This window comes from Desulfobacteraceae bacterium, assembly GCA_022340425.1.
Classification (GTDB): Bacteria; Desulfobacterota; Desulfobacteria; order Desulfobacterales; family JAABRJ01; genus JAABRJ01.
This window is the reverse complement of sequence record JAJDNY010000017.1, coordinates 1-22146: the sequence shown is the minus strand read 5'-3', so window position 1 is coordinate 22146 and position 22146 is coordinate 1. Positions and strand designations below refer to the sequence as shown.

Sequence of the window (22146 nt, the reverse complement as noted above, 5' to 3'; positions counted from 1 at the left end):
GGCCGCTGATGCTGCCCGCATCCAGGATTGCCAGAAACTTCTCGCTGGCCTCAACTATCGTGTCATCAATGATCGCCACCGATATCGTCTTGGCCGTCTCCCCGGCGGCAAAGTTCACCGTTCCGCTGCCGGCCGTGTAGTCGCTGCCCGCTGTCGCCGCCACGCCAGAGGACGGATCACCCGTCGACCAATTAACAGAGACTTCTGAAGATTCAGCTGGCCAATGTGTTATGGTAAAATTAACTGTACTTTGATCTTCACTTACAGAAACGTTATGAATTATAATATCTCCTGCCAGAGCAACGTTTTTTAAACCCCAACCCCCACTTAAGAAAAACAGAAAGATCACCACAGACAGAATTATTGAAACCTTGCTGCAGATAGTCGCGCATGAACTTTTTTTCTGCGCCTCTCTATTTTGCAACCTTCTTTCTCTGCCAAACATAAACATGGGGTGACCTCCCTTAAAAGCCGTCAAAAAATGACCGCAAAATGACATTTCTACGCAAAATGGAATTTTCTATTTCAAAAGAATTATTTTTAATTAATTCTGAAACACCTTGACCTTATACCCCATCTCAATAAACGCCCTGCCGTCGTCGTCGGTGTGCAGCCCGTATAAATTGAAATGGTAAACTTGGCTTTCGTTTTCGGCGGCGACGCTGCCGGTTCTGCCGACAAAGGCGGCGGCATAGGCTGTGGCAGCGTCGGCGACCACGTTGGAGGGCTCACCGATGGCTTCCACGTCCGATATCTTGTTCATATCGATACCCTCGACTGCGGGGTCCACCAGCCAGCCTTGGGTGGTTTGACCGGGGTTGACCTCGTCCGGGCTGGTTTTGGCCAGGTTGGCGATCGTCTGGGCCCCCTCACGCGCCGCGGCCTCTGCCTTGTAGAAATTTATCCGGTACAGCAGATCGTTGCGCACGATCTGGAGTTCGGTGGTGCTGGTGTTGGAGGCGGAGATGCCGATGATGGTCAACATTGCCAGAACGATAAGGGCCACGACCATGACCGAACCTTCCTCGGATTTGATTAGGTCTGCAGGGTTCCGCATGGGGATTTTTTCCTTTTCAGATCGTCTTCGGTAAGAAGCATCTCAGATGGCCGACAATCGCCCGGTGACGCGACAATTTACCGGCGATTTCACCACTTAACCTTTGATGTTGAGCACTTTGGTAAAGTCCAGATTAAAGCTCCGGTCGCCGCCCTTGTCCGGCCAGGAGACGGTGACCGTGACGTTTTTGGCATCATTGTTCCCGTCAGCGTTCAAGTCCCTTTCCGCAACGGTCCAGTTCAGGCTGTAGCGCCCATTGACGACGGCATCGGCCGGGGCGACGAGATCGTCATAATTGCCTGCGATGATCTTTTCGATCTGGTCCTGGGCGATGGTGGCCGCATCGGTTGAGCGCCTGGCCGACGCCCCGCCGTTCATGGCGGCGATCTGCATGCTGCCCACCGCCAGAATACCGATGGCGAAGATGGCCATCGCCATCAGGACCTCGATCAGGGTAAATCCCATTTGGTTGGGTTCTCGGGTTGCTTTCTCCGGCTCTCTGGACATGGTATTCTCCGTTTTATTGGACAGAGTGATGGCGTTTAAAGGTTGCGGCACTTGACCACGGTTGAGAGCATCATCCGCCTGAAGTCGTCGTTGGGGGCGGCCAGGATGACGTCGCCCTGCTGATTGCGATAAACCGTGTTGTCCTGCTGCTTGAAAAACAGAACCGGCACGTCCTTGCCCGAACGCCCGACCATGGTAACGGCGATGGCCCGGATCTGGGTGCGGTCGGCGGTGGGGTTGCCGTCTTGATCCAGATAGACAAAGTTCAGCGCGTCAATGTTGTAGGCCACCGGCGACACCGCCCCGCCGCCCATGGAGCGCCCCAGATAGGGGGTGCCATCGGCATCGATTTCATGAACGTATTGGATCACTTCGTTACCGTCGTCGAGGTCCCCGTCCGGGAAGTCCGCCTCATCGACTTTGTCAACAAACCCGTCGTTGTTGTTGTCGATCCCGTCGGTGTTGCCGCCGGCGATGTCCATGGTGAAGGCAACACTGTTGGCCCGGATTTCGGTTATCTCGGCCCCGGCGTTTTCCGTTGGGTCATAGCCGGCCATGCGAAGATCGCGCTCCATTATCAACATCGCCGCCCGCATTTCCTGCTGCATGTCCACCAGAGCCTGGTTGGTGATCTGGGACCTGACCTGCATTTCATAGGCGGCATAGATGCCAGCCATCACAATTCCCGAGATGGCCATGGCGATCATCAGTTCAATCAGGGTAAACCCTTTGGTGCTGCGGCCCATCGTGTTCATTGAAGCGTATCCTTTCCTTTTTGCCCTTCGATCCGCACTCGCCCACGCATTTGCCTGGGCTGATGGCTATTTGATCCGGCAGCGGCCGGTCATGTTGACCACGATTTCCTTTTGATGCCCCTTGCTGTTTTTCAGCGTCACGGTGCCGACCTGGAAGCCTTTGGTGAGCCCACGACCGGTAAACGAGACCCGACTAACCCCGCCGGAGAAGCCGGCGCTGTCGATCTGTGCATCCGGCGCCATTTTGCCGGATTTGATCACCCTCTCATCTGGGTCCTTGGCTCCATTGCCGGGCTCGGTGCCCCCTGCCCCGTTGTCCAGGTAAACCACGTACTCATCGCTGCCGGTGTCTAATTCGACCACCACATCCGCGTTTTCCCTGATGGCGGTCAGGAGCGCCAACTGCAGCGCCGAGAGCATTTCAGCCGCCCCGCTGCGCAGACGGTAATCGGGAAGCCAAGCGATCATGTTGGGAATTGCAACAGATGCCAGGATCGCAATGATGGCAATTGTCGTCATCAGTTCCATTAAGGTGAACCCCGAATTCTTGCGCATAGTAGTCGACTCCGATTGGGTGATTAGCGCGGTGAATTTTTGATTTTCAGACAACTTTACAATTTACATGCCACGGGCGACTGGGGGCGTATTGAACGCCCCCCAGATCCCGCACGGACCACTTTTAACGATATAACCAATTGATATTAAACAATTTAAAAATCTGGCGCGAGGCCACGCTTAATTTATCGCCATCCCCCCGCAAACCTTTTTTGGCCAGCCCAGCTATTAAAACTTTTTATAGCGCTATTAATTTTTTTTAGGCTGCACTGAAAAGCCGCCTCACCACTTCGGCGACCTTCACGCCCTCCCTCATATCGAACGATGGCGCCGGCAACTGAAGCCGAAGGCTCGGTGGTAGGGCTTTGATGACCTTCGGCGGCAGATAAGCGAGGAATCGGGTTTCGATGAATTCACGGAAACAAGAAACCCGACAACGGGTTCATAGGAAACGTCATGCGAGGAGTGGGGAGGATGACCGACCTGGCCTCAAAAGCGAACGTCGACCCTCTTGGGGATTTTTTGGTAATGAATGTGATGTGAACCGGGTGGTGGTAGGAAGCAAAAAAGGTCCCGCGCTGGGAAGCGCCGGGCCTGGGTGCTGGTGCTGAGGAGGAATTTCCGGAAGGAGGTACTGGGCTGCCTTGATTCTAAAAATTTAATTTAAAATCAAGGCGTTATTATTTAAAGAAGGTTACCGCGTTTTCGAAGATCAGATTGCCGTCGGCACCGGCAGTGTCGACAGGCTGGCCGCTGCGTCTGAATTCCTCTCGCAGCCGGGTCCAGCGGGGGTGATGGGTCCAGTGATGATAGGCCTCGGGGTGGGGCATCAGCCCGAATACGCGGCCGCTGGGATCACAGATCCCGGCGATATCGTGCAGCGACCCATTGGGGTTGTCGGGGAAAAGGCCCTGGGCGGGGCTGCCGTCGGGCAGGACATAGCGCAGCACCACCTGGTGATGGTGCAGCAGCTTTTCCAGGGTACCCGGAGCAGCGAAAAACTTGCCCTCCCCATGGCGAACCGGCAGCTCCAGACGGGTCAGGCCGCGGGTGAAGACGCACGGCGATCGGGGGTCGACCCCCAGCGAGACCCATTGATCACGGAAGTTGCCGCAATCGTTGGCGGCCAGGGCCACCGAGCGAGTTTGGTAATCCGCGTCCAAACCCGGCAGCAAACCTAAATTGACCAGGGTCTGAAACCCGTTGCAGATCCCCAGCACGAGCTTGCCGGAGCCGATGAACCGCAGCAACTGCTCCCCGATGTGGGTCTTCAGGCGAACCGCCTGAACCACGCCGGCGCCGTGGTCATCCCCCCAGCTGAAGCCCCCCACGAAGGTTATCATCTGATAGGCGTCCAGCCGGGCGTCACCTGCGATCAGGGCATTAATATGAACGCGGTCGGCCCGCCCGCCGGCCAGCTCGATGGCATGGGCGGTTTCGATATCGCAGTTCAGGCCGAAACCGGTGAGGACCAGGGCATTGACGCGGCTCATCGCAAGTCTCCAAAGGGGGCCTTCCAGGCGCGTTTCAGTTCTTTCAGGGGGACCGAAAGAATCCGGCGGCAGGATGCGCCGCCGCAATCGATGACGATCTGCGGGGCCGCCGTCACTTCGCCGATACAGGCGAACACGCTGCCCGCCAGCAGCCCCTCAAAGCGGGCTTTCTGGCTGGGGTCGACGGTAACGATAAAACGCCCGGCCGACTCCGAGAATAGCAGGCGGTCGGGGCGCAGAGCAGGCTCCGCGGGCACGGCGGCAAGATCAAGCGCCATCCCGAGATTGCCTCCCATGGCGACCATCGCCAGATGGACCCCCAGCCCCCCGCGGTAAACCCCGTGAACCGAGGCCACGGCGGAAGCCTCGATGGCGGTTGCCAGGGCGTGGTAGAGGGGGAGAGCTTCGGCCGGCCGCACCCGCGGCACCCGGCAGCCCAGATAGCCGAGGTGCTCGTAGTACTCGCCGGCGCCGAGCTCGTCGCGGGTCAGCCCCAGAACATACACCAGATCCCCCGGGATCTTGCTGTCCATGCTCTGGCATTTTTCAACGTCAGCCACCACCGAGGTTGCCGAAAACTGCAGGGAGGGCAGCGCGGAGACCTTGTGACGCTCCCCGTAGGCGCCTTCCAGCAGACCGTCGACGTACATGCTGTCTTTACCCGAAAGCAGCGGGATTTCGTACGCCAGGCAAAGATCCCGCAGCGCCCGGCAGGAGCGCACGAGCTGAGCCGCCTTGAAGCGACCGTCGGGGTTGGCCTGGGGGTCGAACTGGATGTTGGGCCAGCAGAAATTGTCCACCCCGCCGATCTGATCGGGATCGGCACCCACGGCCACCAGGCGCCGGACCGCCTCATCGATGGTGCAGGCGGTCATGTGGTAGGTGTCGATGGCCGAGTAGGCCGGCAGGAGGGCCTGGGAAAAGGCCAGTCCACGGTTGGAAGTGAGCACCGGGCGGATCACGCTGGCATCGCTGTTGACGTCGCTTGCGGCGCCCACCAGGGGCTTGATCACACTGCTGCCCTGGACCTCATGGTCGTACTGGCGGGTGATCCACTCCTTGGAGCAGATGTTGGGGCGCGCCAGTATGTCCAGCAGTAGACGGGCGTAATTCCGGGGCTCCTGCACCACCGGCTCATTCAGGCCGCGGCTTTCCGGCGGCAGCCAGTCGGCGTCAAAACGCCACTGGGGAAAACCGGATTCCAGCAGATCCAGATCGACAAAGGCACAGGTCTCGCCCTTGTAGCGGATGTGAAGCTTGCCGCTGTCGGTGTATTTCCCGATGACGGTGCTTTCCACGGCGTGCCGCCGGGAAAGGGCCATGAACCGGTCCAAATGCTGGGGCTTGATGGCCACCGTCATGCGCTCCTGGGATTCGGAGACCCAGATCTCCCACTGGTCGAGGCCGTCGTATTTCAAAGGCACGCGGTCCAGATCCACCTCGCAGCCGCCGGCAAACCGGGCCGATTCGCCGATGGAGGAGGAAAGTCCGCCGCCGCCGTTGTCGGTGATAAAGGCGATCAAGCCCTCATCCCGGGCCTGGAGCAGGAAATCGTGCATTTTTTTCTGGGTGTAGGGGTCCCCGATTTGCACGTGGCCCGCCGGGGTGTGTTCCGAAAAGACCTCGGAAGAGGCCGTCACACCGTGGATCCCGTCCTTTCCCACGCGCCCGCCGCACATGATCACCAGGTCGCCGGGGGTTGTTGTCTTTTCCTCGGCGGGCCGCTCGTCCACGGTTTTGGGCATCAGCCCCACGGCGGTCACGAAGACCAGGCACTTGCCCATGTAGCCGGGGTGAAACAGGACCTGGCCGAAGGTCGTCGGGATGCCGCTCTTGTTGCCGCCGTCGCGGACCCCTTCGATGACCCCGTCCAGCAACCGCCGCGGGTGCAACCGGGGCCGCAAATGCCCCTCGTAATCCCGGTGGCCGACACAGAAGCCGTAGCTGCCCATGATGAGCTTGGCCCCTTTGCCGGTTCCCATGGGGTCCCGGTAAACCCCGACGATCCCGGTAATGGCGCCGCCGTAGGCCTCCATGTTGGAGGGTGAGTTGTGGGTTTCACCGGTAACGACATAGTGGTGATCATCGTCGAAACGGGCCACCCCGGCATTGTCCCAGAGCACCGAAACCACCCAGGGTTTGCGTTCTTTGAGGGCCAGGGTCGGGGCTTCGATGCAGGTTTTGAACAGGCTGTCGATGGTCTCGGCGGGGCCGCCGGCAAGTTCGCGGTAGTTAAAAAGCCCGCGGAATGTGTTGTGATTGCAGTGGTCGCTGCGGGCCTGGGACAGATACTCGAGTTCGATGTCGGTGGGGTCGCCCAGCCCCACCGCCGCCCGTGCGCTTCGAACCCCCGGGCGGGTAAAATATTCGCGAATGACGGGGATGTCCTGTGGGTTCAGCGCCAGGTTGCGCTCAAAGCTGATCCGGCGCAGGCTGGCGTCGCTGTCGACGGCGACGGTGGTGACCACCGGCTCGTGGTTGAGCTTGACCTTGGGCAGGATGTAACCGATACCCACGGCCGGGTCCCAATCCGATTTGGGGATAATCCGCCACTGCTGGATGATGTCGTTGGCCAGAAGCTCGCCGGCGATCCGCTCCATCGCCGCAAAGGAGAGCCCTTGGGCTTCGAGGCAGTAGCGCTTGGAGGTGAAGACGGCCTCCTCCCGGGCGAAGCGGATTTTCAAGAGGTCCTCGATCGCCTCGACCGCCGTGCTGCCGGGGTTGTCGCGCACGCCGGGGCGATAGCCCACCCAGATGCTCCAGTCGAAGGGGACCGGCAGCGGGTCATAGGAACTGGTCTGCGTGACCGGGTTGGTGAAGATCTCATTCTGGATGGCGGCCAGCTGATCGGCGGAAAGGGCGGCATCGATGGTCAGGATCTGCACCGTCCGAACCCGCGTGACGGTGATGCCGAAGTAATCGCCGGCTTTGCGGCGGATCCCCTCCCCTTCTGCATCGACCAGCTCGGGTTTCAAGGCAATTTCGAGTCGGTGGGGCATCTTCGCTATCCTTGATGTGAGTCCCGGAGACGGCCGCGGGTGCGGTGGACTTCCTCGTTGAGCACTGCAAAGCGCCGGCGGCAGGCCCTGCTATCGGAAAAATATCCGGGTGATGTCATTGTAGAAGACCAAAATCATCAGAAGCATGAGCAGAAATATTCCCGCCTGCTGGGCGACCTCACGCACCTTGACGTTCACCGGGCGGCCGGTCACGGCCTCGATGGTAAAAAACAACAGATGCCCCCCATCCAGCACCGGAATCGGCAGGATGTTCAGGATGGCCAGGTTGATGCTCAGCAGGGCGATGAAGGTCACCAGATTGCCCGCCCCCTCCTTGGCCTGCTGACCGGCCATCTCGGCGATCATGATGGGCCCGCCCAGGGTTTTGGTGGAAACCGTCCCCTGAATCAATTTCACCACGCTGACCACGGTCAATTTGGTGAAATAATACGTTCGATGGACGCTTTCCAGGAGGGCCTGGAGGGGGTTGAGGCGCTGGGTCTCGAAGTCACCGGCGGCTGAAATGCCGATCACATAGCGGTCGATCGGTTCGCCGAAGATATTTTGGGCGGGCTTCAGAGTCGGGGTTATCGTAAGGTCCTGCAGACTCTCGCCGCGCTTGACCGTCAAAACCAGCGGGCGGCCTTCGCTTTGGGAAATGGCGGCGGCCATTTCCTCCCAGCTGCCGATGGCGCTGCCGTCAATGGCGGCGATTTCATCCCCCTCGGCCAGTCCCGCCAGAGCGGCGGGCGTGTCGGCCTCGACGCCGCCGACAACCGGTTTGAGGATCATCAGGCCGGAAACCTGGAACACCCCGTAGAAAATGAGCGCTGCCAGCAGCAGGTTGAAAAACGGGCCGGCGGCGACGATCAAAATGCGTTTGAAGACGTGTTTGTGGGTAAACGAGATGGGAATGTCGGCCGGGTCGATCTCGCTATCGGGCTCCTCCCCGACCATTTTGACGTAGCCGCCCAGGGGGATGGCGGAGATGCGGTAATCGGTTATGCCCATCTGCTTGCCGAGAATCCGGGGGCCGAACCCCAGCGAGAAACGCTCCACGCCGACCCCGAAGAGCCTGGCGACCAAAAAATGGCCCAGCTCGTGGAAAAAAATCAACACCCCCAGAACAACGACGAATGCAACCAGATTTGTGCTCATGCCGGTTATGCTTTAGCGGGGCCTGCCGCGCTCTTTCAGATTGAGGTTTTCGTACAAAAATCGGGGTGGGCGCAACCCCGCGGGCCGCCCAAGGCGCCTTGCGGCCGTCATCGCCCGGCAGCCAGCCTGCGCCGCGTCTCTTCGCGGGCCCAGCGGTCGGCGCCGAGGATATCGGCCAGCTGGGGGCGGCTGTTTCCGTTGTGGGCCCCAAGCGCGTGTTCCACCAAACACGGGATCTCCAAAAACCCGATCTGCCCGGTCAGAAAAGCCTCCACGGCCACCTCGTTGGCGGCATTGAGAACCGCCGGGTGCGTACCGCCCGCTTTACAGGCTTGATAGGCCAGGGCCAGACAGGGAAAAGCCGCCAGATCCGGTTTTTCGAAGGTCAGCCCCGCCGTGGCGGCAAAGTCCGGAAGGGGCTGCCCCAGTGGCCAGCGCTCGGGCCAGGAAAGCGCGCAGGCGATGGCGGTCTTCATATCCGGAACACCCAACTGCGCCAGAATCGACCCGTCCCGGTAGGCCACCATGGAGTGGATGATGCTTTGAGGGTGCACCACCACCTCGATCTCGGCGGGCGCCAGACCAAAAAGCCATTTGGCCTCGATCACCTCCAGCCCCTTGTTCATCAGCGTGGCGGAATCGATGGTGATTTTCGGCCCCATCCGCCAGGTGGGGTGCGCCAGGGCATCCTCGGGCCGCATCGCCGCGATGTCCTCGCGGGACCGGCCACGAAAAGGTCCCCCCGAGGCCGTCAAAAAAATTTTTTGCAGGTCCTGCCGCCGCTGGCCCGCGAGGCACTGAAAAATAGCGCTGTGCTCACTGTCCACCGGCAGAATCGAGACCCCCTTAACCGCCGCCCGGGCCATCACCAATTCCCCTGCCATCACCAGGGTTTCTTTGTTGGCGAGGGCGATGTCTTTGCCGGCGGCAATCGCCGCAAGCGTCGGCGCAAGCCCGGCGGCGCCCACCATGGCCGTGACCACCTGATTCACGGATGCCCAGGATGCTGCCGCACAGTAACCCTCCTCGCCATAGAGAACCTGGACGCGGGTGCCTGGGGGCAGCTGACGTTGCAGGCTTTCGGCGGCGGTTCGATCAAAGACCGCCACCAGCTCCGGCCGGAAAATATCGATCTGCTGCAGCAGAAGAGCGAGGTTGGTCTTGGCGGTCAGGACCTTGGCAGCGAGCCGCTCGGGAAAAGCCGCGACGAGATCGAGGGTGCTGCGCCCGATGGAGCCGGTGGAACCCAGTACGGCAAGATTTTTCATGGCACCCCAAAACCCCAGCGGCTGCAATCACAAAAGGACCGGCCCGCTGTGAGCACCGCAGCCAGCCGCAGGCGGCCGGTTCCCGGGGGCATTCCTGAACGGGGGCAATCCGGGCGGAAAACCATTGCAGTCAAGGGGCCCGCAAGAAACGGGATAGGTGCGGAAAGCCCCTCAGACGCAGGCCGCCTTGAAAGCGTATGCCAGCGGCGCGGCGAAAAGGAGTGCATCGATGCGGTCCAGAATCCCGCCGTGCCCCGGCAGGATTCCGCCTGAATCCTTGACACCGGCCGCCCGCTTGAGAACTGATTCAAACAGATCCCCCACCTGCCCGCAGGCGCCCATGGCCACCAGTGCGGCGATCCCAAGACCCCACGGCAGCGGGGGCAATGCGAAAAGAAAAAAAAGCCCGCCCACCAGCAGATTGGCGGCAAGTCCCCCCAGCGCGCCCTCGATGGTTTTCTTGGGGCTCACCGACGGGCACAGGGGGTTTCGCCCCAGATAGGTGCCAGCATAAAAAGCCCCGATATCCCCGGCGAAAATAACACCAACGACAAAAAAAATCCAGGCGGCGCCCTGGTCCCCGGCGCGCAGCAGCACCAGGTAGGCCAGCGAAAGGGGGATGTAAAGGCTGCCGGCCAGCTGCTTGAAAAGGATTTCTGGAATCGTCGGAACGGTCTTGAAATAGATCAGGCCGAGGATCGCCGCCAGAATCAGATTGGCCGTCAAGACCGCGATGATGGCGGCCGGTTGACCGGTATGGGCGGCGCCGATGAGGGCGATCCCGATCAGATAGCCCAAAAACGGCACCCCTCGGGGCACGCTGGAGCGCTGCGGGTGGAAGACGATCCGGTAATATTCCCACAGCGCCACCCCGGCGACCAGGGCGATGCAGCCCCCAAACAGAGCGCTTCCCCCCCGGGCGATGATCGCAATCAGCAGCGGCAGGGCCAGCAGCCCGGTTATCCAGCGCTTGAGATGCATAATTTACAGGGCTGGCGAGGGGTCCGGGACTTTTCCAAACCGCCGTTCACGCGTTTGAAAATGCCGCAGAATAGCGAGGAATTCCTCCCGGTCGAAGTCCGGCCACAAGGTCGGGGTGACAAAAATTTCGGCATAGGCGATTTGCCACAAGAGAAAATTACTGATCCGCATCTCACCGCTGGTTCGGATCAACAGGTCCGGATCGGGCATGCCCGCGGTGTAGAGGTGACGGGCAACCAGGTCAGCGTCAATGGCATCCGGCGCCAGCCCGCCGGCCTGGACCTGGAGGGCGATTTCACGGACCATCTTGACGATTTCCGCCCGCCCGCCGTAGCTGATCGCCAGATTGACGGCCATCCCGGCATTGTTGCGCGTCAGGGAAACGATATCGATCAGGGGCGCCCGGACATCGGCCGGCAGGCTCTCCAACTCCCCCAGGACGTTGACGCGGATGTTCTGCTGGTGCAGCTCCTCTTTTTCCGAAGCGATGTATTTCTTCAGCAGCGTCATCAGAGCGCTCACCTCCGCCTTGGGGCGCTGCCAGTTTTCAGTTGAAAAGGCGTAAAGGCTCAGGAACTGGATGCCGATTTGACGGCAGGTGCGAACCACGGTCCGGACGGTGTCGGCGCCCTTTTCATGGCCCTTGACCCGGTTGAGCAGCCGCCGTTTGGCCCAGCGGCCGTTGCCGTCCATGATGATGGCGATGTGGCGGGGAAGTCTGGCGGGGTCCAAACCGCCCAAATCGGCTGACGGCAGGTTAGAATTCAAGAATTTCCTTCTCTTTTTCCTGAAAGACCTCGTCGATCAGCTTGATATGTTCATCGGTGATCTTCTGAACCTGGTCCTGCGCCTTGAAAGCTTCGTCTTCCGATATATCCCCGTCCTTTTTGAACCCCTTCAAAAGCTCGTTGGCATCCCGGCGGATGTTGCGAATGGCGACCTTGTGCTCTTCGCTCATCTTGTGAACGATCTTGACCAGCTCCTTGCGCCGCTCCTCCGTCAGGGGGGGAATCGCGATGCGGATCAGCTTGCCGTCGTTTGAGGGGGTCAGCCCCAAATCCGATTTCAGGAGGGCCTTTTCGATCTCCTTGATAACGGACACGTCCCAGGGCTGGATCGTGATCAGGCGGCTTTCGGGAACCGCCAGGGAGGCCATCTGATTGAGCGGTGTCGGCGTGCCATAGTAGTCCACCCGGATGCCGTCCAGCAGAGCCAGGGAGGCGCGGCCGGTGCGGACCTTCTTGAACTCGCTCTTCAACGCGGCGACGGTCTTACCCATGCGCTCACGGGTTTCCTCATAGGTTTCGGCGATCATAGTAACCCCCTAAAACTAAAACTTGACGGTTCCGTAAAAAGCATTTTACCCCGCGGTGAGGTCAGTTTTCGATCCGGGTGCCGATTTTTTCCCCGCACACCGCCCGTTTGACGCTGCCGCTGGCCTTGAGGTTGAAGACCACCAATGGCAGATGGTTGTCCATGGCCAGCGAGATGGCGGTCATGTCCATGACGTTCAACTGTTTTTCCAGGACCTGCATGTAGGAAATCGCCGGAATAAAACGGGCGTTGGCGTTCTTTTCGGGGTCCGCATCGTAGATCCCGTCCACCTTGGTGGCCTTGAAAAGGACCTCGGCGTGAATTTCCTGGGCCCGCAGGACGGCTGCGGTGTCGGTGGTAAAGTAGGGGTTGCCGGTGCCCGCGGCGAAAATCACAACGCGGCCTTTTTCCAGATGGCGCACCGCCCGCCGCAGAATGTAGGGCTCGGCGACCTCATGCATCGAAATGGCCGTTTGCACCCGGGTCTGCACCCCGCGCTTGTCTAGCGCATCCTGCAGCGCAAGGCTGTTGATGACCGTCGCCAGCATGCCCATGTGATCCGCAGAGGCGCGGTCCATGTCAAAAGAGCTGGCGGCAACACCGCGAAAGATATTGCCGCCGCCCACCACGATGGCCAGTTCAACCCCCAGATCGTAAACCGACTGGATCTCCTCGGCCACGTATTTCAGCACGTCCGGACTGATGCCGAAGCCCTGATCACCCATCAGCGCTTCGCCGCTGAGTTTCAAAAGTACTCTTCGGTATTGTGGGTGCGCCAAAGGGTTTAATCTCCTATCTGGAAACGTGCAAAGCGCCGGATGGAAATGTTCTCACCGATCTTGGCGATGGTTTCATTGAGCAGATCCGCGATGGTGAGATTCGGATCGCGCACGTAGGGCTGATTCAGCAGGCAGTTGTCCTTGAAAAACTTGGCCATTTTGCCTTCGGCGATCTTTTCCAGCATCTTCTCCGGCTTGCCCATTTCACGGGCCTGCCCGCGGTAGATTTCCATCTCCTTTTCGACGACCGCAGCGGGCACGTCCTCAGGGGCGATGCCCACCGGGTTGGTGGCCGCGATATGCATGGCGATGTTCTTGGCAAAAGCCTGAAAATCTTCATTCTTGGCCACAAAGTCGGACTCGCAGTTGACCTCCACGAGAACCCCGATTTTGCCGCCCATATGGATATAGGCCTGCACGATGCCTTCGGAAGTCGCCCGGCCGGCCCGTTTCTGGGCGGTGGCCAGCCCTTTTTTTCTCAGAAACTCCACCGCTTTTTCCATGTCGCCATCACTTTCCGCGAGGGCCTTCTTGCAGTCCATCATGCCAACCCCGGTTTTTTCCCGGAGTTCTTTTACCATCTGCGCACTTATTGCTGCCATCGTCGCTCTCTCCTCATCTATTCTTTTTCGCTGGTTTCGGCGGCTGCGGCACCCTCGGGGGCCGCTTCAGCGGCAGCCGGACCGGTGGTTTTACGAATGACCTCAACTACCGGCCCCTCGGAACCATCGGCAATGATCTTGCGCTCGCCCGGCTGAAGCTCGACCGTCGCAGCCGGAGCGGCCTCTTCGGCGACGGCCTTGTCGGCTTCGGCCTGCCGTTTTTCTTCGTAGCGTTTGCGGCCATCCTCGCAGGCATCCGCAATCCGGGAGGCAATCAGGCGGATGGCGCGAATGGCATCATCGTTGCCGGGAATGAGGTAGTCGATGTCGTCGGGATTGCAGTTGGTGTCCACAATCGCAACGATCGGGATACCCAGGCGGCGCCCCTCTTTGACTGCGATCGCCTCGTTTTTGGGATCCACCACGAAGAGCGCCCCGGGAAGCGACTTCATCAGCCGGATGCCGCCCAGGTTGCTGTCCAGCTTGGCCCTTTCCTTGGCGAGCTTCAACCGCTCCTTCTTGGGAAAGAGGTTGATGGTGCCGTCGTTTTCGATATTGTTGAGGTAGTTCAGACGGTCGATGCTCTGCTTGATGGTCTGGAAATTGGTCATCATGCCGCCCAACCAGCGGTTGTGGACATAGTACATTTCACAGCGGTTGGCCTCTTCATAGATGGCGTCGCGGGCCTGTTTTTTGGTTCCGACGAAAAGCACCGACTTGCCCTTGCCAACCGTGTCAGCCACAAAGTCGTAGGCATTCTTGAACATCCGCACCGTTTTTTGCAGATCGATGATATAGATCCCGTTGCGGGCGCCGAAGATATAGGGCTTCATCTTCGGGTTCCAGCGTTTGGTCTGATGGCCGAAATGCACGCCGGCCTCCAGCAGCTCCTTCATTGTGACATACGCCATGATCTTTCTCCTTGTGTGTTGGGTTGGGTCCACCGCCGGTATCAACCTCGGTTCCGGCTTTCACCGAAGCGGTTGAAAGCACCCGAAAAAGAGTCCACCGGCGTGCGTAATGAAAAAATCTTTTCTTACTAACAAATTAGTTTGCAGACCGCAAATTATTTTTTTAGCTGCAGAACGCGATCCAGCCCACTGTAATCCTGAAAAACGGTTGCTTCCCGATAAGCTCCGCAGCCGGCGGCCAGCGCCCGCAGCGCCTTGGCTTGATCCCAGCCGATTTCCAGTAAAAGCCGACCCCCAGGGTTCAGGAAAGGAGGGACCTGCCGGATGATCCGGCCAAGCTCCCGGAGCCCGTCGGGTCCGCCGTCGAGAGCCTTCCTGGGCTCGAAACGACCGATTTCGGGTTGCAGCCCGGCAATATCGCCGGCCCGCACGTAGGGGGGATTGGAGACGATCAGATCAAACAACGGCGGCCCGGGCCGCAGGGCATCGATCCAGTCCGCGGCCCAGAACTGGACGCGACCTTGGAGGCCGGCGCGGCGCGCATTACACCGGGCGACTGCCAGCGCCGCCGCCGATCGGTCGAGAGCATAGAAGCGGTGGGCGGGCCGCTCTTTGGCCAGCGCCAGAACAATGGCACCGGAGCCGGTCCCCAACTCGAGAACACGAGGGGCGCCTGCCGCGCCATCCCGGGGTAAAAATTCAAGCGCCCTTTCCACCAGGCATTCGGTCTCGGGCCGGGGAATCAGAACGTCCGGTGTGACCGTCAACTCCAGGGACCAGAACCCTTTTTGGCCGACGATATAGGATACCGGCTCGCGCGCGGCACGCCGTTTGATGAATGCCTTGAAGCGCCTCAGCTCATCGGGGTTGAGCGGCTGGTCATGGTGGGTATACAGCGTGATCCGCTGGCTGCCGAGGGTGTGGGCCAGCAGAATTTCGGCGTCGGCGCGGGGGGACTCGATTCCGTGGGACTTGAAAAAAGACGTGGTCCAGACCAGCAGTTTCAGTATCGTCCAGTTAGTTTCCCGCCGGGGTCGCCCAGTTGCTGGAAGGGGTGGTACCGGTGTCTGCATTTTTTAACACCTGGGCCTGGTGGAAGGTGACCAACTCATCGATGATCTCGTCGATTTCCCCCTGCAGGATGCTGTCGAGCCTGTAGAGGGTCAGCCCGATGCGATGGTCGGTGACCCGGCCCTGGGGGAAGTTGTAGGTGCGGATCCGCTCGCTGCGGTCACCCGATCCGATTTGGCTTTTGCGGGTTTCCGAACGTTTCTCATTCTGCTCCCGGAGCATCTGATCGTAGAGACGCGCCCGCAGCACCTTCATGGCCTTGTTTTTGTTCTTCAGCTGGGATTTCTCATCCTGGCATGTGACCACCAACCCCGTCGGCAGGTGGGTGATGCGCACCGCCGAATCGGTGGTGTTGACGGATTGGCCTCCCGGGCCGGTGGAGCGGTAGACATCCACCTTGATATCGCCGGGATCGATCTGAACCTCGACCTCCTCGGCTTCGGGCAGGACCGCGACGGTCACCGCCGAGGTGTGGATCCGCCCCTGGGCTTCGGTGACCGGCACACGCTGAACCCGGTGCGTCCCGCTTTCGAATTTAAGGCGGCTGTAGGCCCCCCTGCCCTGGATCATGGCAATGACCTCCTTGAGCCCCCCGCCGGAGACGTGCAGGGTCATCACCTCGATCCGCCAGCCCTTGCTCTCGGCGTAGCGGGAGTACATTTTGAAAAGATCGCCGGCAAACAGGCCGGCCTCCTCACCGCCGGTGCCCGCCCGGATTTCGAGCAGGACGTTTTTTTCATCGTTGGGGTCCTTGGGCATGAGGAGCTTCTTCAGCTCCACCTCCAAGGCCTCCTTGGCGGCCATCAGTGCGGGGATTTCGTCGCGGGCGAGCTCTTTTATGCCCGGGTCCCCGTCACGCAACAGTTCGTTGCTCTCCGCCAGCTCTTTAACCGTTTGCATGTAGCTGCGGTAGGCGGACACGATCTTGTTGAGTTCGGCGTGCTCCCGCACGATTTTCTGATAGGCGTGGCGGTCTTCAACGATGGCGGGGTCGCTCAGGCTCTTTTCAATTTCCAGAAACCGCTCTTCGACCCCTTTCAGTCTGTTGAACATGGTCTTTTACCCACCCTCTTTGACCGGCAGCCACCGGGTTGGATCGGCCTTGGGCGTTTTTCCGGCTGAGCCACCCTCTGTCCGGCCCCCACCCCAGGCTCCGGCGCCCGGCGGCGAAAAGCCCCACACGAAAATAGTTGAATGGCCTGAAATTCAGACCGATTCAACTATTTCATCTTCTGGGCCAGGCGCCGGGTGGGGCTACTGGTCGTTTTTCTGAAACTTGGCGTATTTTCTACGGAAACGCTCGATCCGGCCCGCAGTGTCAACCAGCTTCTGCTTTCCGGTGAAAAACGGGTGGCACTGGGAACAGATTTCAACGCTGATATCGGACTTGGTGGAGCCGACGGTAATTTCGTGACCGCAGGCGCAGCGGATGACGGTTTGTTTGTATTCGGGATGGATTCCGGTTTTCATGGCGGTTCAGGGCCTCCTCATCTGGCGTTCATCAACTCCATAAAATGTTTATTATCTCGCGTACCGCTCATCTTATCAAGCAAAAATTCCAGACTGTCAATAGGATTCAACGACGACAGGAGCTTCCGCAGAATCCACACCCGGTTTAGGGTTTCCTGGGGAAGGAGCAGCTCTTCCTTGCGGGTTCCGGATTTGTTGATGTCGATGGCGGGGAAGAGGCGCTTGTCGGACAGGCGGCGGTCCAGCTGAATTTCCATGTTGCCCGTGCCCTTGAACTCTTCGAAGATCACCTCGTCCATCCGGCTGCCCGTATCGATCAGCGCAGTAGCAATGATGGTGAGACTGCCGCCCTCTTCGATGTTGCGGGCGGCGCCGAAAAACCGCTTGGGACGCTGCAGGGCGTTGGAGTCCACACCGCCGGAGAGGATTTTACCGCTGGGGGGCATGACGGAGTTGTAAGCCCGGGCGAGTCGGGTAATGCTGTCCAGCAAAATGATCACGTCCTTTTTGTGTTCCACCAGACGCTTGGCCTTCTCGATGACCATTTCGGCGACTTGCACATGCCGCTCGGCGGGCTCGTCGAAGGTCGAGCTGATAACCTCCGCCTCAACCGAGCGCTCCATGTCGGTGACTTCCTCGGGGCGCTCGTCGATCAAAAGCACAAACATCACAATGTCCTTGTGATTGGTGACGATGGCATTTGCCACCGCCTGCAGGAGCATCGTCTTGCCGGACCTGGGTGGCGAAACGATCAGCCCCCGTTGGCCAAAACCGATGGGCGTCATCAGGTCCATGATCCGGGTGGAATACTTGTCCGGTTCGGTTTCAAGATTGATCTTGCGGTCGGGGTAGAGCGGCGTGAGGTTGTCAAAAAGGATCTTCTCACGGGCGATCTCGGGATCCTCGTAGTTGATGGCCTCGACCTTCAGCAGCGCAAAATAGCGCTCCGACTCCTTCGGCTGCCGAATCTGGCCCGAGACGGTATCCCCGGTTCGCAGGTTGAAGCGACGGATCTGGGAGGGCGACACGTAGATATCGTCCGGTCCGGGCAGATAATTATAGTCCGGCGCCCGCAAAAACCCGAATCCGTCCGGAAGGATCTCAAGCGTTCCCTCACCGTAGATCATGCCGTCCTTTTCGATCTGAGCCTGCAGAAGCGAAAAAATGAGCTCCTGCTTGCGCATTCCGGCGGCCCCGTCAATGTGAAAACGCTTGGCCATCTGGGTGAGTTCGCTGATTTTTTTGTCTTTCAATTCGACGATGTTCATGAACGTATCGCTCCGCTAAGGTATTTTTCTGGTGGTCACCGGGGTGCGGGCCTCGGCGCAGGGCAAAAAACATCCCCTTTTAGCGGTGGCCCGTCCGCTGCCTCGGCACCGGCGCCACGGGCCCGATGGGGCACCGACAGCCGTGCGGATCAGACAAACCAACGCCCGAGGACGTGTTGGGGAACAGGTTTATGTGGCGAGGCTGGTTTTCAGCCCAACGAACAATGAAAGCCGGCCGCTCCCGCGAAAGCCAATTTAAAGCACCCCTTGGTCGACACGGCAATAAAACCGGAAATGGCCAGGCGGACGGCCAAAAACCGCCCGGCCGTTTACGGCTGGGCTGGCGCATTCAGGGCTCACGGGGCAGTATTCACGCTGGCATCCTGCTGAACTGACCGGGTGATGTTGGCGGTCAACATTGAAAGGTTGAGAGCACGGCGGCTTTATCTGGTGAATGCAGTAGGGGTGTCAAATCCATCAGGCGGGTTTAATGATTTCTGAAAGATATAGCGGGTTGTTTTTGATGTCAAGCGCTTTTAAGCCAGCATTCATTTTTCTGAATGGGCGTATGAAAAACAGAACAATGCAGACAAATGCGTCACCGCCCCGGCACCCCCCGGCTTTACGCCGTCCGAATTGCATTCCAGGACCGCCCGTGATAGTAATTTTCAGCCGATGCTCCCCCCAGCCCGCGTCAGCCGCCGTTTGGCCAGACCTTCCGAATAAAAGGTTTCACCCGGAGATGCCCCTTTCAGCGATCTTAGACTCACTGCCAGACGCCGAGGGCGCCTATCTTGTGGGCGGCACCGTCCGTGACATCCTTATCGGCCGCCCCCCAATGGATATTGATATTGCAGTTGCCCGGGATGCAAGGCGCTTTGCAGCCCGGCTGGCCGAGGGCAAGGGGGGCCGCCTGGTGGTCATGGGTTCCCCCGGCAAAGTGGTCTATCGGGTGGCGGCCGCAGACCGGCTGTTTGACATCACCCCGCTTGCCGGCAACAGCCTTGAAAAAGACCTCGGTCGTCGGGATTTTACCATCAATGCCATGGCCCTCTCGCTTCGCAGCCGCCGCCTGGTGGATCTGCACGGCGGCCAGCAGGACCTCCGGGCCGGAACCGTCCGGATGGTGCATCCGAACGCTTTCCGCCGGGACCCCATCCGGCTGCTGCGGGCCTACCGCTGCGCGGCCAATCTGAACTTCGAAATCAACGCGGCCACCGCCGCAGCGATCGCCCGCCAGGCCGGGCTGATCAGCCGGGCCGCGGCGGAACGCATCCGCGAAGAGTTCTTCAAGACGCTGCAAACGCCCCGATGCCACCGCTGGCTCAAGGAGATGGCGGCATCCGGCCTGCTGTTTCATCTTTTTCCTGAACTCAAGGCCCTGCGAACATGCCCACAGAACCGGACATTTCACCGCCATGATGCCTGGGCGCACACGCTCGCGGCCTTCGACGAACTGGAAGCGATCCTGGCCCCCCCGCCGCCCCGTCAAATTGCCGCAGTGGTCCAACTCGACCGTCAGGCCACGGCGTGGCTGAAAACGGCGCTTCTGCTGCACGATATCGGCAAGCCCGCCACGCAGTCGCTCGATCCCGGGGGGGGGATTCATTTCTACGGCCACGAAAAAACCGGTGCGGCCCTGGCGGCCCGGATCAGCCAACGCCTGCGATTCTCCGCACGCGAGCGGTCCTTTATTGACTTCATCATCGGCAACCACCTGCGCCCGCTGCACCTTTTCAATGCCTGGACCCGGGAGCGCCTCTCGCCCAGAGCCCAGACCCGGTTTTTCATGCACTGCGGCGACCTGACGCCGCCCCTGCTGCTCCACGCCCTTGCCGACATACGTGCCAAGGTGGGCGAGCCCGCCGTCAGCAGGGCGTTTACGCGCTTTGCCTTCAGCCAGCTGGAGGCTTTTGCGACAACCTACATCCCCCGCAAGGCGGCCCGCCCCTTGATCAGCGGTCACGACCTGATCGCGGAGCTGCAGTTGACGCCGTCACCGGTTTTCAAAGCGGTACTGGATTTCATTACGCAGGAGCAGCTCGCAGGCGGGATTCAAACCAGGGAAGCGGCTCTTTCGGCCGCCAGAATGTTTGTGGAGCGAAAACAGGCGGAAGTGGGGAAAGGGCCCTTTCCGGCCAAGAACGGAGAGGGCCCTTGAGGTCCAAAACAACCGGGGAAAACTATTTGAACTTATCCAGCGCGGAGAAAATGGCGTCGCGGATGCCATCCACCTTGCCCACGCCTTCGATCTTGATGTATTTGGGCGCGGCCGCATCCCCGCTTGCTTCCCAATTGCGGTAGTAGCCGATCAACGGTTCGGTCTGGGCATGGTAGACTTCCAGGCGCTTGCGCACGGTTTCCTCTTTGTCGTCGTCGCGCTGGATCAGAGGCTCACCGGTGACATCGTCCTTGCCCTCAACCTTGGGCGGATTGAAAACGAGATGGTAGGTTCGGCCGCTGGCCAGGTGGACCCGGCGCCCGCTCATGCGCTTGATGATCTCCTCATCCGGCACATCGATATCCACCACCGCGTCAATAGCGACACCGGCCGCTTTCATGGCATCCGCCTGGGGGATGGTCCGGGGAAAACCGTCAAAGAGAAACCCTTTCTGACAATCGGGTTCTTTGATCCGCTCCTTCACCAGCCCGATTATCACGTCATCGGGAACGAGCCCGCCGGCATCCATCACGGCCTTGGCCTTTTTGCCCAGTTCGGTGCCCGCCTTGACGGCCGCCCGCAGCATATCGCCCGTGGAAATCTGCGGGATCTGGTATCGCTCCTTGATGTAATTGGCCTGAGTTCCCTTTCCGGCACCAGGGCCGCCCAACAAAATCAGACGCATTTTCAACCCTCCTTTTCCAATTGACCGTAACGGCATGTCCAAGATAGTGGTTTTGCGCTCTTGCCAGCGGTCTTCTTATGGCGTAATATTAATATGGTGTCAAGGCAATAAGCCCGCCATCCCAAACGGTTGGAAACTGTGGCGGGGATTTTTTTGCTTGCCAAACTTTGTGTATTTGAGTATAGAAGTTCATTTTTAAAAATTTCCAGAAAATATATCAACCATCGGTGCGGCAGGCGCAGCGACCGGCCGCGGGATGGATAGAAAGGGGCGATACAGGTTGAAGGAAATCACTGTCAAGGTCTTGGACAATGACCTCGAAAAAGCGATGCGCATTCTGAAGAAGAAAATCCAGAACGACGGGCTTTTCAAACGGCTGAAGCTCAAGAAAAGCTATGAGAAACCCAGCGAGTACCGGCGGCGTAAAGAGCGCGAAGCGGTGCGCCGCCAGCGGATTGCAGCAGCCAGAAAACGATTCCGGCGATAACCCCGCTCACCACCAGTGAAACGACAGCACCCGGCAGGCATTTGCGTCTTGCCGGGTTTTTTTTGAGCATGGGAATCCAAGACACCTACAACGACTGCCTTCAAGAGATGTTCGGGCTGCGACGCTTTGGCATCAAGCTGGGGCTCGACACGATCCGCCGGATCCTGCAGGCGATGCAAAATCCCCAGGAGCGCTTTGCCGCCATCCACGTCGCGGGCACCAACGGCAAAGGATCGATCGCCTCCGCCCTGGCGGCGATTCTCAAGGCCGCCGGCCTGCGCGCAGGCCTCTACACATCTCCCCACCTGGTGCGCTTCAACGAACGGATCTGCATCGACGGCGAGCAGATTTCCGACGAGGAGGTGGTTGCGTCCCACCAGGCGGTCAAAGCGGCCAAATCCGGTGAACGCGAACCCACCTTCTTCGAGTATGCCACCGCCATGGCCTTTGACGCCTTCCGCCGCAGAGGCGTGGATTGGGCGGTGATCGAAACCGGTATGGGCGGCCGTCTGGATGCAACCAACATCATCGCGCCGGTTCTTTCGATCATTTCCAACGTTTCCATCGAGCATGAAATGTATCTCGGCAACACCCTGGCCAAGATTGCCGCCGAAAAAGGGGGCAT

Annotated in this window: 23 protein-coding genes; 3 read left to right on the top strand and 20 right to left on the bottom strand. The window is 59.7% G+C overall.

The genetic code is table 11. The features are described 5' to 3' along the window. The 19 genes from LJE63_01860 to rho form a co-directional block, all read right to left on the bottom strand. A partial coding sequence (locus LJE63_01860; GenBank protein MCG6905343.1) for a hypothetical protein occupies nucleotides 1-451 on the bottom strand: 451 nt, incomplete at its 3' end. Between the two features lie 93 nt (nucleotides 452-544). After that, the gene (locus LJE63_01855; protein MCG6905342.1) at nucleotides 545-1057 is read right to left on the bottom strand and encodes a pilus assembly PilX N-terminal domain-containing protein; all 513 of its coding nucleotides are present in this window, start codon (nucleotides 1055-1057) and stop codon (nucleotides 545-547) included. A 96-nt stretch (nucleotides 1058-1153) separates the two neighbouring features. Next, a complete protein-coding gene (locus LJE63_01850; protein ID MCG6905341.1) occupies nucleotides 1154-1564 on the bottom strand; it encodes a prepilin-type N-terminal cleavage/methylation domain-containing protein in 411 nt (136 codons plus the stop codon). Nucleotides 1565-1599: 35 nt separating this feature from the next. Then, entirely contained in the window at nucleotides 1600-2319 is a 720-nt protein-coding gene (locus tag LJE63_01845) for a prepilin-type N-terminal cleavage/methylation domain-containing protein (GenBank protein MCG6905340.1), read from the bottom strand. Nucleotides 2320-2385: 66 nt separating this feature from the next. After that, nucleotides 2386-2928: a GspH/FimT family pseudopilin gene (locus LJE63_01840; protein MCG6905339.1), complete on the bottom strand. Its 543-nt coding sequence runs from the start codon at nucleotides 2926-2928 to the stop codon at nucleotides 2386-2388. A 626-nt stretch (nucleotides 2929-3554) separates the two neighbouring features. After that, on the bottom strand, nucleotides 3555-4367 hold the full coding sequence (locus LJE63_01835) for a phosphoribosylformylglycinamidine synthase subunit PurQ (protein ID MCG6905338.1): 813 nt from the start codon (nucleotides 4365-4367) through the stop codon (nucleotides 3555-3557). Next, nucleotides 4364-7366 carry a phosphoribosylformylglycinamidine synthase gene (locus LJE63_01830; GenBank protein ID MCG6905337.1) on the bottom strand — a complete coding sequence of 1001 codons (3003 nt, stop codon included), beginning with the start codon at nucleotides 7364-7366 and terminating at the stop codon, nucleotides 4364-4366. The genes LJE63_01835 and LJE63_01830 overlap by 4 nt, the downstream gene beginning before the upstream one ends. Before the next feature lie 90 nt (nucleotides 7367-7456). Continuing rightward, nucleotides 7457-8524 (bottom strand): RIP metalloprotease RseP, encoded by a 1068-nt coding sequence (rseP, locus tag LJE63_01825; GenBank protein ID MCG6905336.1) that lies wholly within the window; start codon nucleotides 8522-8524, stop codon nucleotides 7457-7459. A 107-nt stretch (nucleotides 8525-8631) separates the two neighbouring features. Next, complete coding sequence (locus tag LJE63_01820; GenBank protein MCG6905335.1) at nucleotides 8632-9792, bottom strand: 1-deoxy-D-xylulose-5-phosphate reductoisomerase; 1161 nt, start codon at nucleotides 9790-9792, stop codon at nucleotides 8632-8634. A 171-nt stretch (nucleotides 9793-9963) separates the two neighbouring features. After that, nucleotides 9964-10773, bottom strand: a complete 810-nt coding sequence (locus LJE63_01815) for a phosphatidate cytidylyltransferase (protein MCG6905334.1) — start codon at nucleotides 10771-10773, stop codon at nucleotides 9964-9966. Between the two features lie 3 nt (nucleotides 10774-10776). Next, complete coding sequence (locus tag LJE63_01810) at nucleotides 10777-11541, bottom strand: isoprenyl transferase (GenBank protein MCG6905333.1); 765 nt, start codon at nucleotides 11539-11541, stop codon at nucleotides 10777-10779. Then, the gene (frr, locus tag LJE63_01805; GenBank protein MCG6905332.1) at nucleotides 11531-12088 is read right to left on the bottom strand and encodes a ribosome recycling factor; all 558 of its coding nucleotides are present in this window, start codon (nucleotides 12086-12088) and stop codon (nucleotides 11531-11533) included. The genes LJE63_01810 and frr overlap by 11 nt, the downstream gene beginning before the upstream one ends. 61 nt (nucleotides 12089-12149) lie before the next feature. After that, nucleotides 12150-12866 carry a UMP kinase gene (pyrH, locus tag LJE63_01800; GenBank protein MCG6905331.1) on the bottom strand — a complete coding sequence of 239 codons (717 nt, stop codon included), beginning with the start codon at nucleotides 12864-12866 and terminating at the stop codon, nucleotides 12150-12152. Between the two features lie 5 nt (nucleotides 12867-12871). Next, nucleotides 12872-13468 (bottom strand): translation elongation factor Ts, encoded by a 597-nt coding sequence (gene tsf / locus LJE63_01795; GenBank protein ID MCG6905330.1) that lies wholly within the window; start codon nucleotides 13466-13468, stop codon nucleotides 12872-12874. 17 nt (nucleotides 13469-13485) lie between these two features. Then, nucleotides 13486-14379 (bottom strand): 30S ribosomal protein S2, encoded by an 894-nt coding sequence (gene rpsB / locus LJE63_01790; GenBank protein MCG6905329.1) that lies wholly within the window; start codon nucleotides 14377-14379, stop codon nucleotides 13486-13488. A 155-nt stretch (nucleotides 14380-14534) separates the two neighbouring features. Beyond that, nucleotides 14535-15452: a peptide chain release factor N(5)-glutamine methyltransferase gene (gene prmC, locus LJE63_01785; protein ID MCG6905328.1), complete on the bottom strand. Its 918-nt coding sequence runs from the start codon at nucleotides 15450-15452 to the stop codon at nucleotides 14535-14537. Beyond that, nucleotides 15397-16503, bottom strand: coding sequence for a peptide chain release factor 1 (prfA, locus tag LJE63_01780; protein MCG6905327.1), 1107 nt, complete (start codon nucleotides 16501-16503; stop codon nucleotides 15397-15399). Before prfA ends, prmC begins: the two co-directional genes overlap by 56 nt. A 201-nt stretch (nucleotides 16504-16704) precedes the next feature. Then, nucleotides 16705-16920, bottom strand: a complete 216-nt coding sequence (gene rpmE / locus LJE63_01775) for a 50S ribosomal protein L31 (GenBank protein ID MCG6905326.1) — start codon at nucleotides 16918-16920, stop codon at nucleotides 16705-16707. Nucleotides 16921-16937: 17 nt separating this feature from the next. Continuing rightward, a complete protein-coding gene (gene rho / locus LJE63_01770) occupies nucleotides 16938-18188 on the bottom strand; it encodes a transcription termination factor Rho (GenBank protein MCG6905325.1) in 1251 nt (416 codons plus the stop codon). Between the two features lie 742 nt (nucleotides 18189-18930). Between rho and LJE63_01765 the strand changes: the two genes are divergently transcribed. Beyond that, nucleotides 18931-20349, top strand: coding sequence for an HD domain-containing protein (locus tag LJE63_01765; GenBank protein MCG6905324.1), 1419 nt, complete (start codon nucleotides 18931-18933; stop codon nucleotides 20347-20349). A 22-nt stretch (nucleotides 20350-20371) separates the two neighbouring features. Here LJE63_01765 and adk read toward each other — a convergent pair whose 3' ends face one another. Beyond that, entirely contained in the window at nucleotides 20372-21034 is a 663-nt protein-coding gene (gene adk, locus LJE63_01760) for an adenylate kinase (protein MCG6905323.1), read from the bottom strand. 280 nt (nucleotides 21035-21314) lie between these two features. Here adk and rpsU point away from each other — a divergent pair, with 280 nt between their 5' ends. Both rpsU and LJE63_01750 read left to right on the top strand, forming a co-directional pair. Then, on the top strand, nucleotides 21315-21521 hold the full coding sequence (gene rpsU / locus LJE63_01755) for a 30S ribosomal protein S21 (protein ID MCG6905322.1): 207 nt from the start codon (nucleotides 21315-21317) through the stop codon (nucleotides 21519-21521). A gap of 68 nt (nucleotides 21522-21589) precedes the next feature. Further along, the coding region (locus LJE63_01750) for a bifunctional folylpolyglutamate synthase/dihydrofolate synthase (GenBank protein ID MCG6905321.1) at nucleotides 21590-22146 on the top strand (557 nt) is incomplete at its 3' end.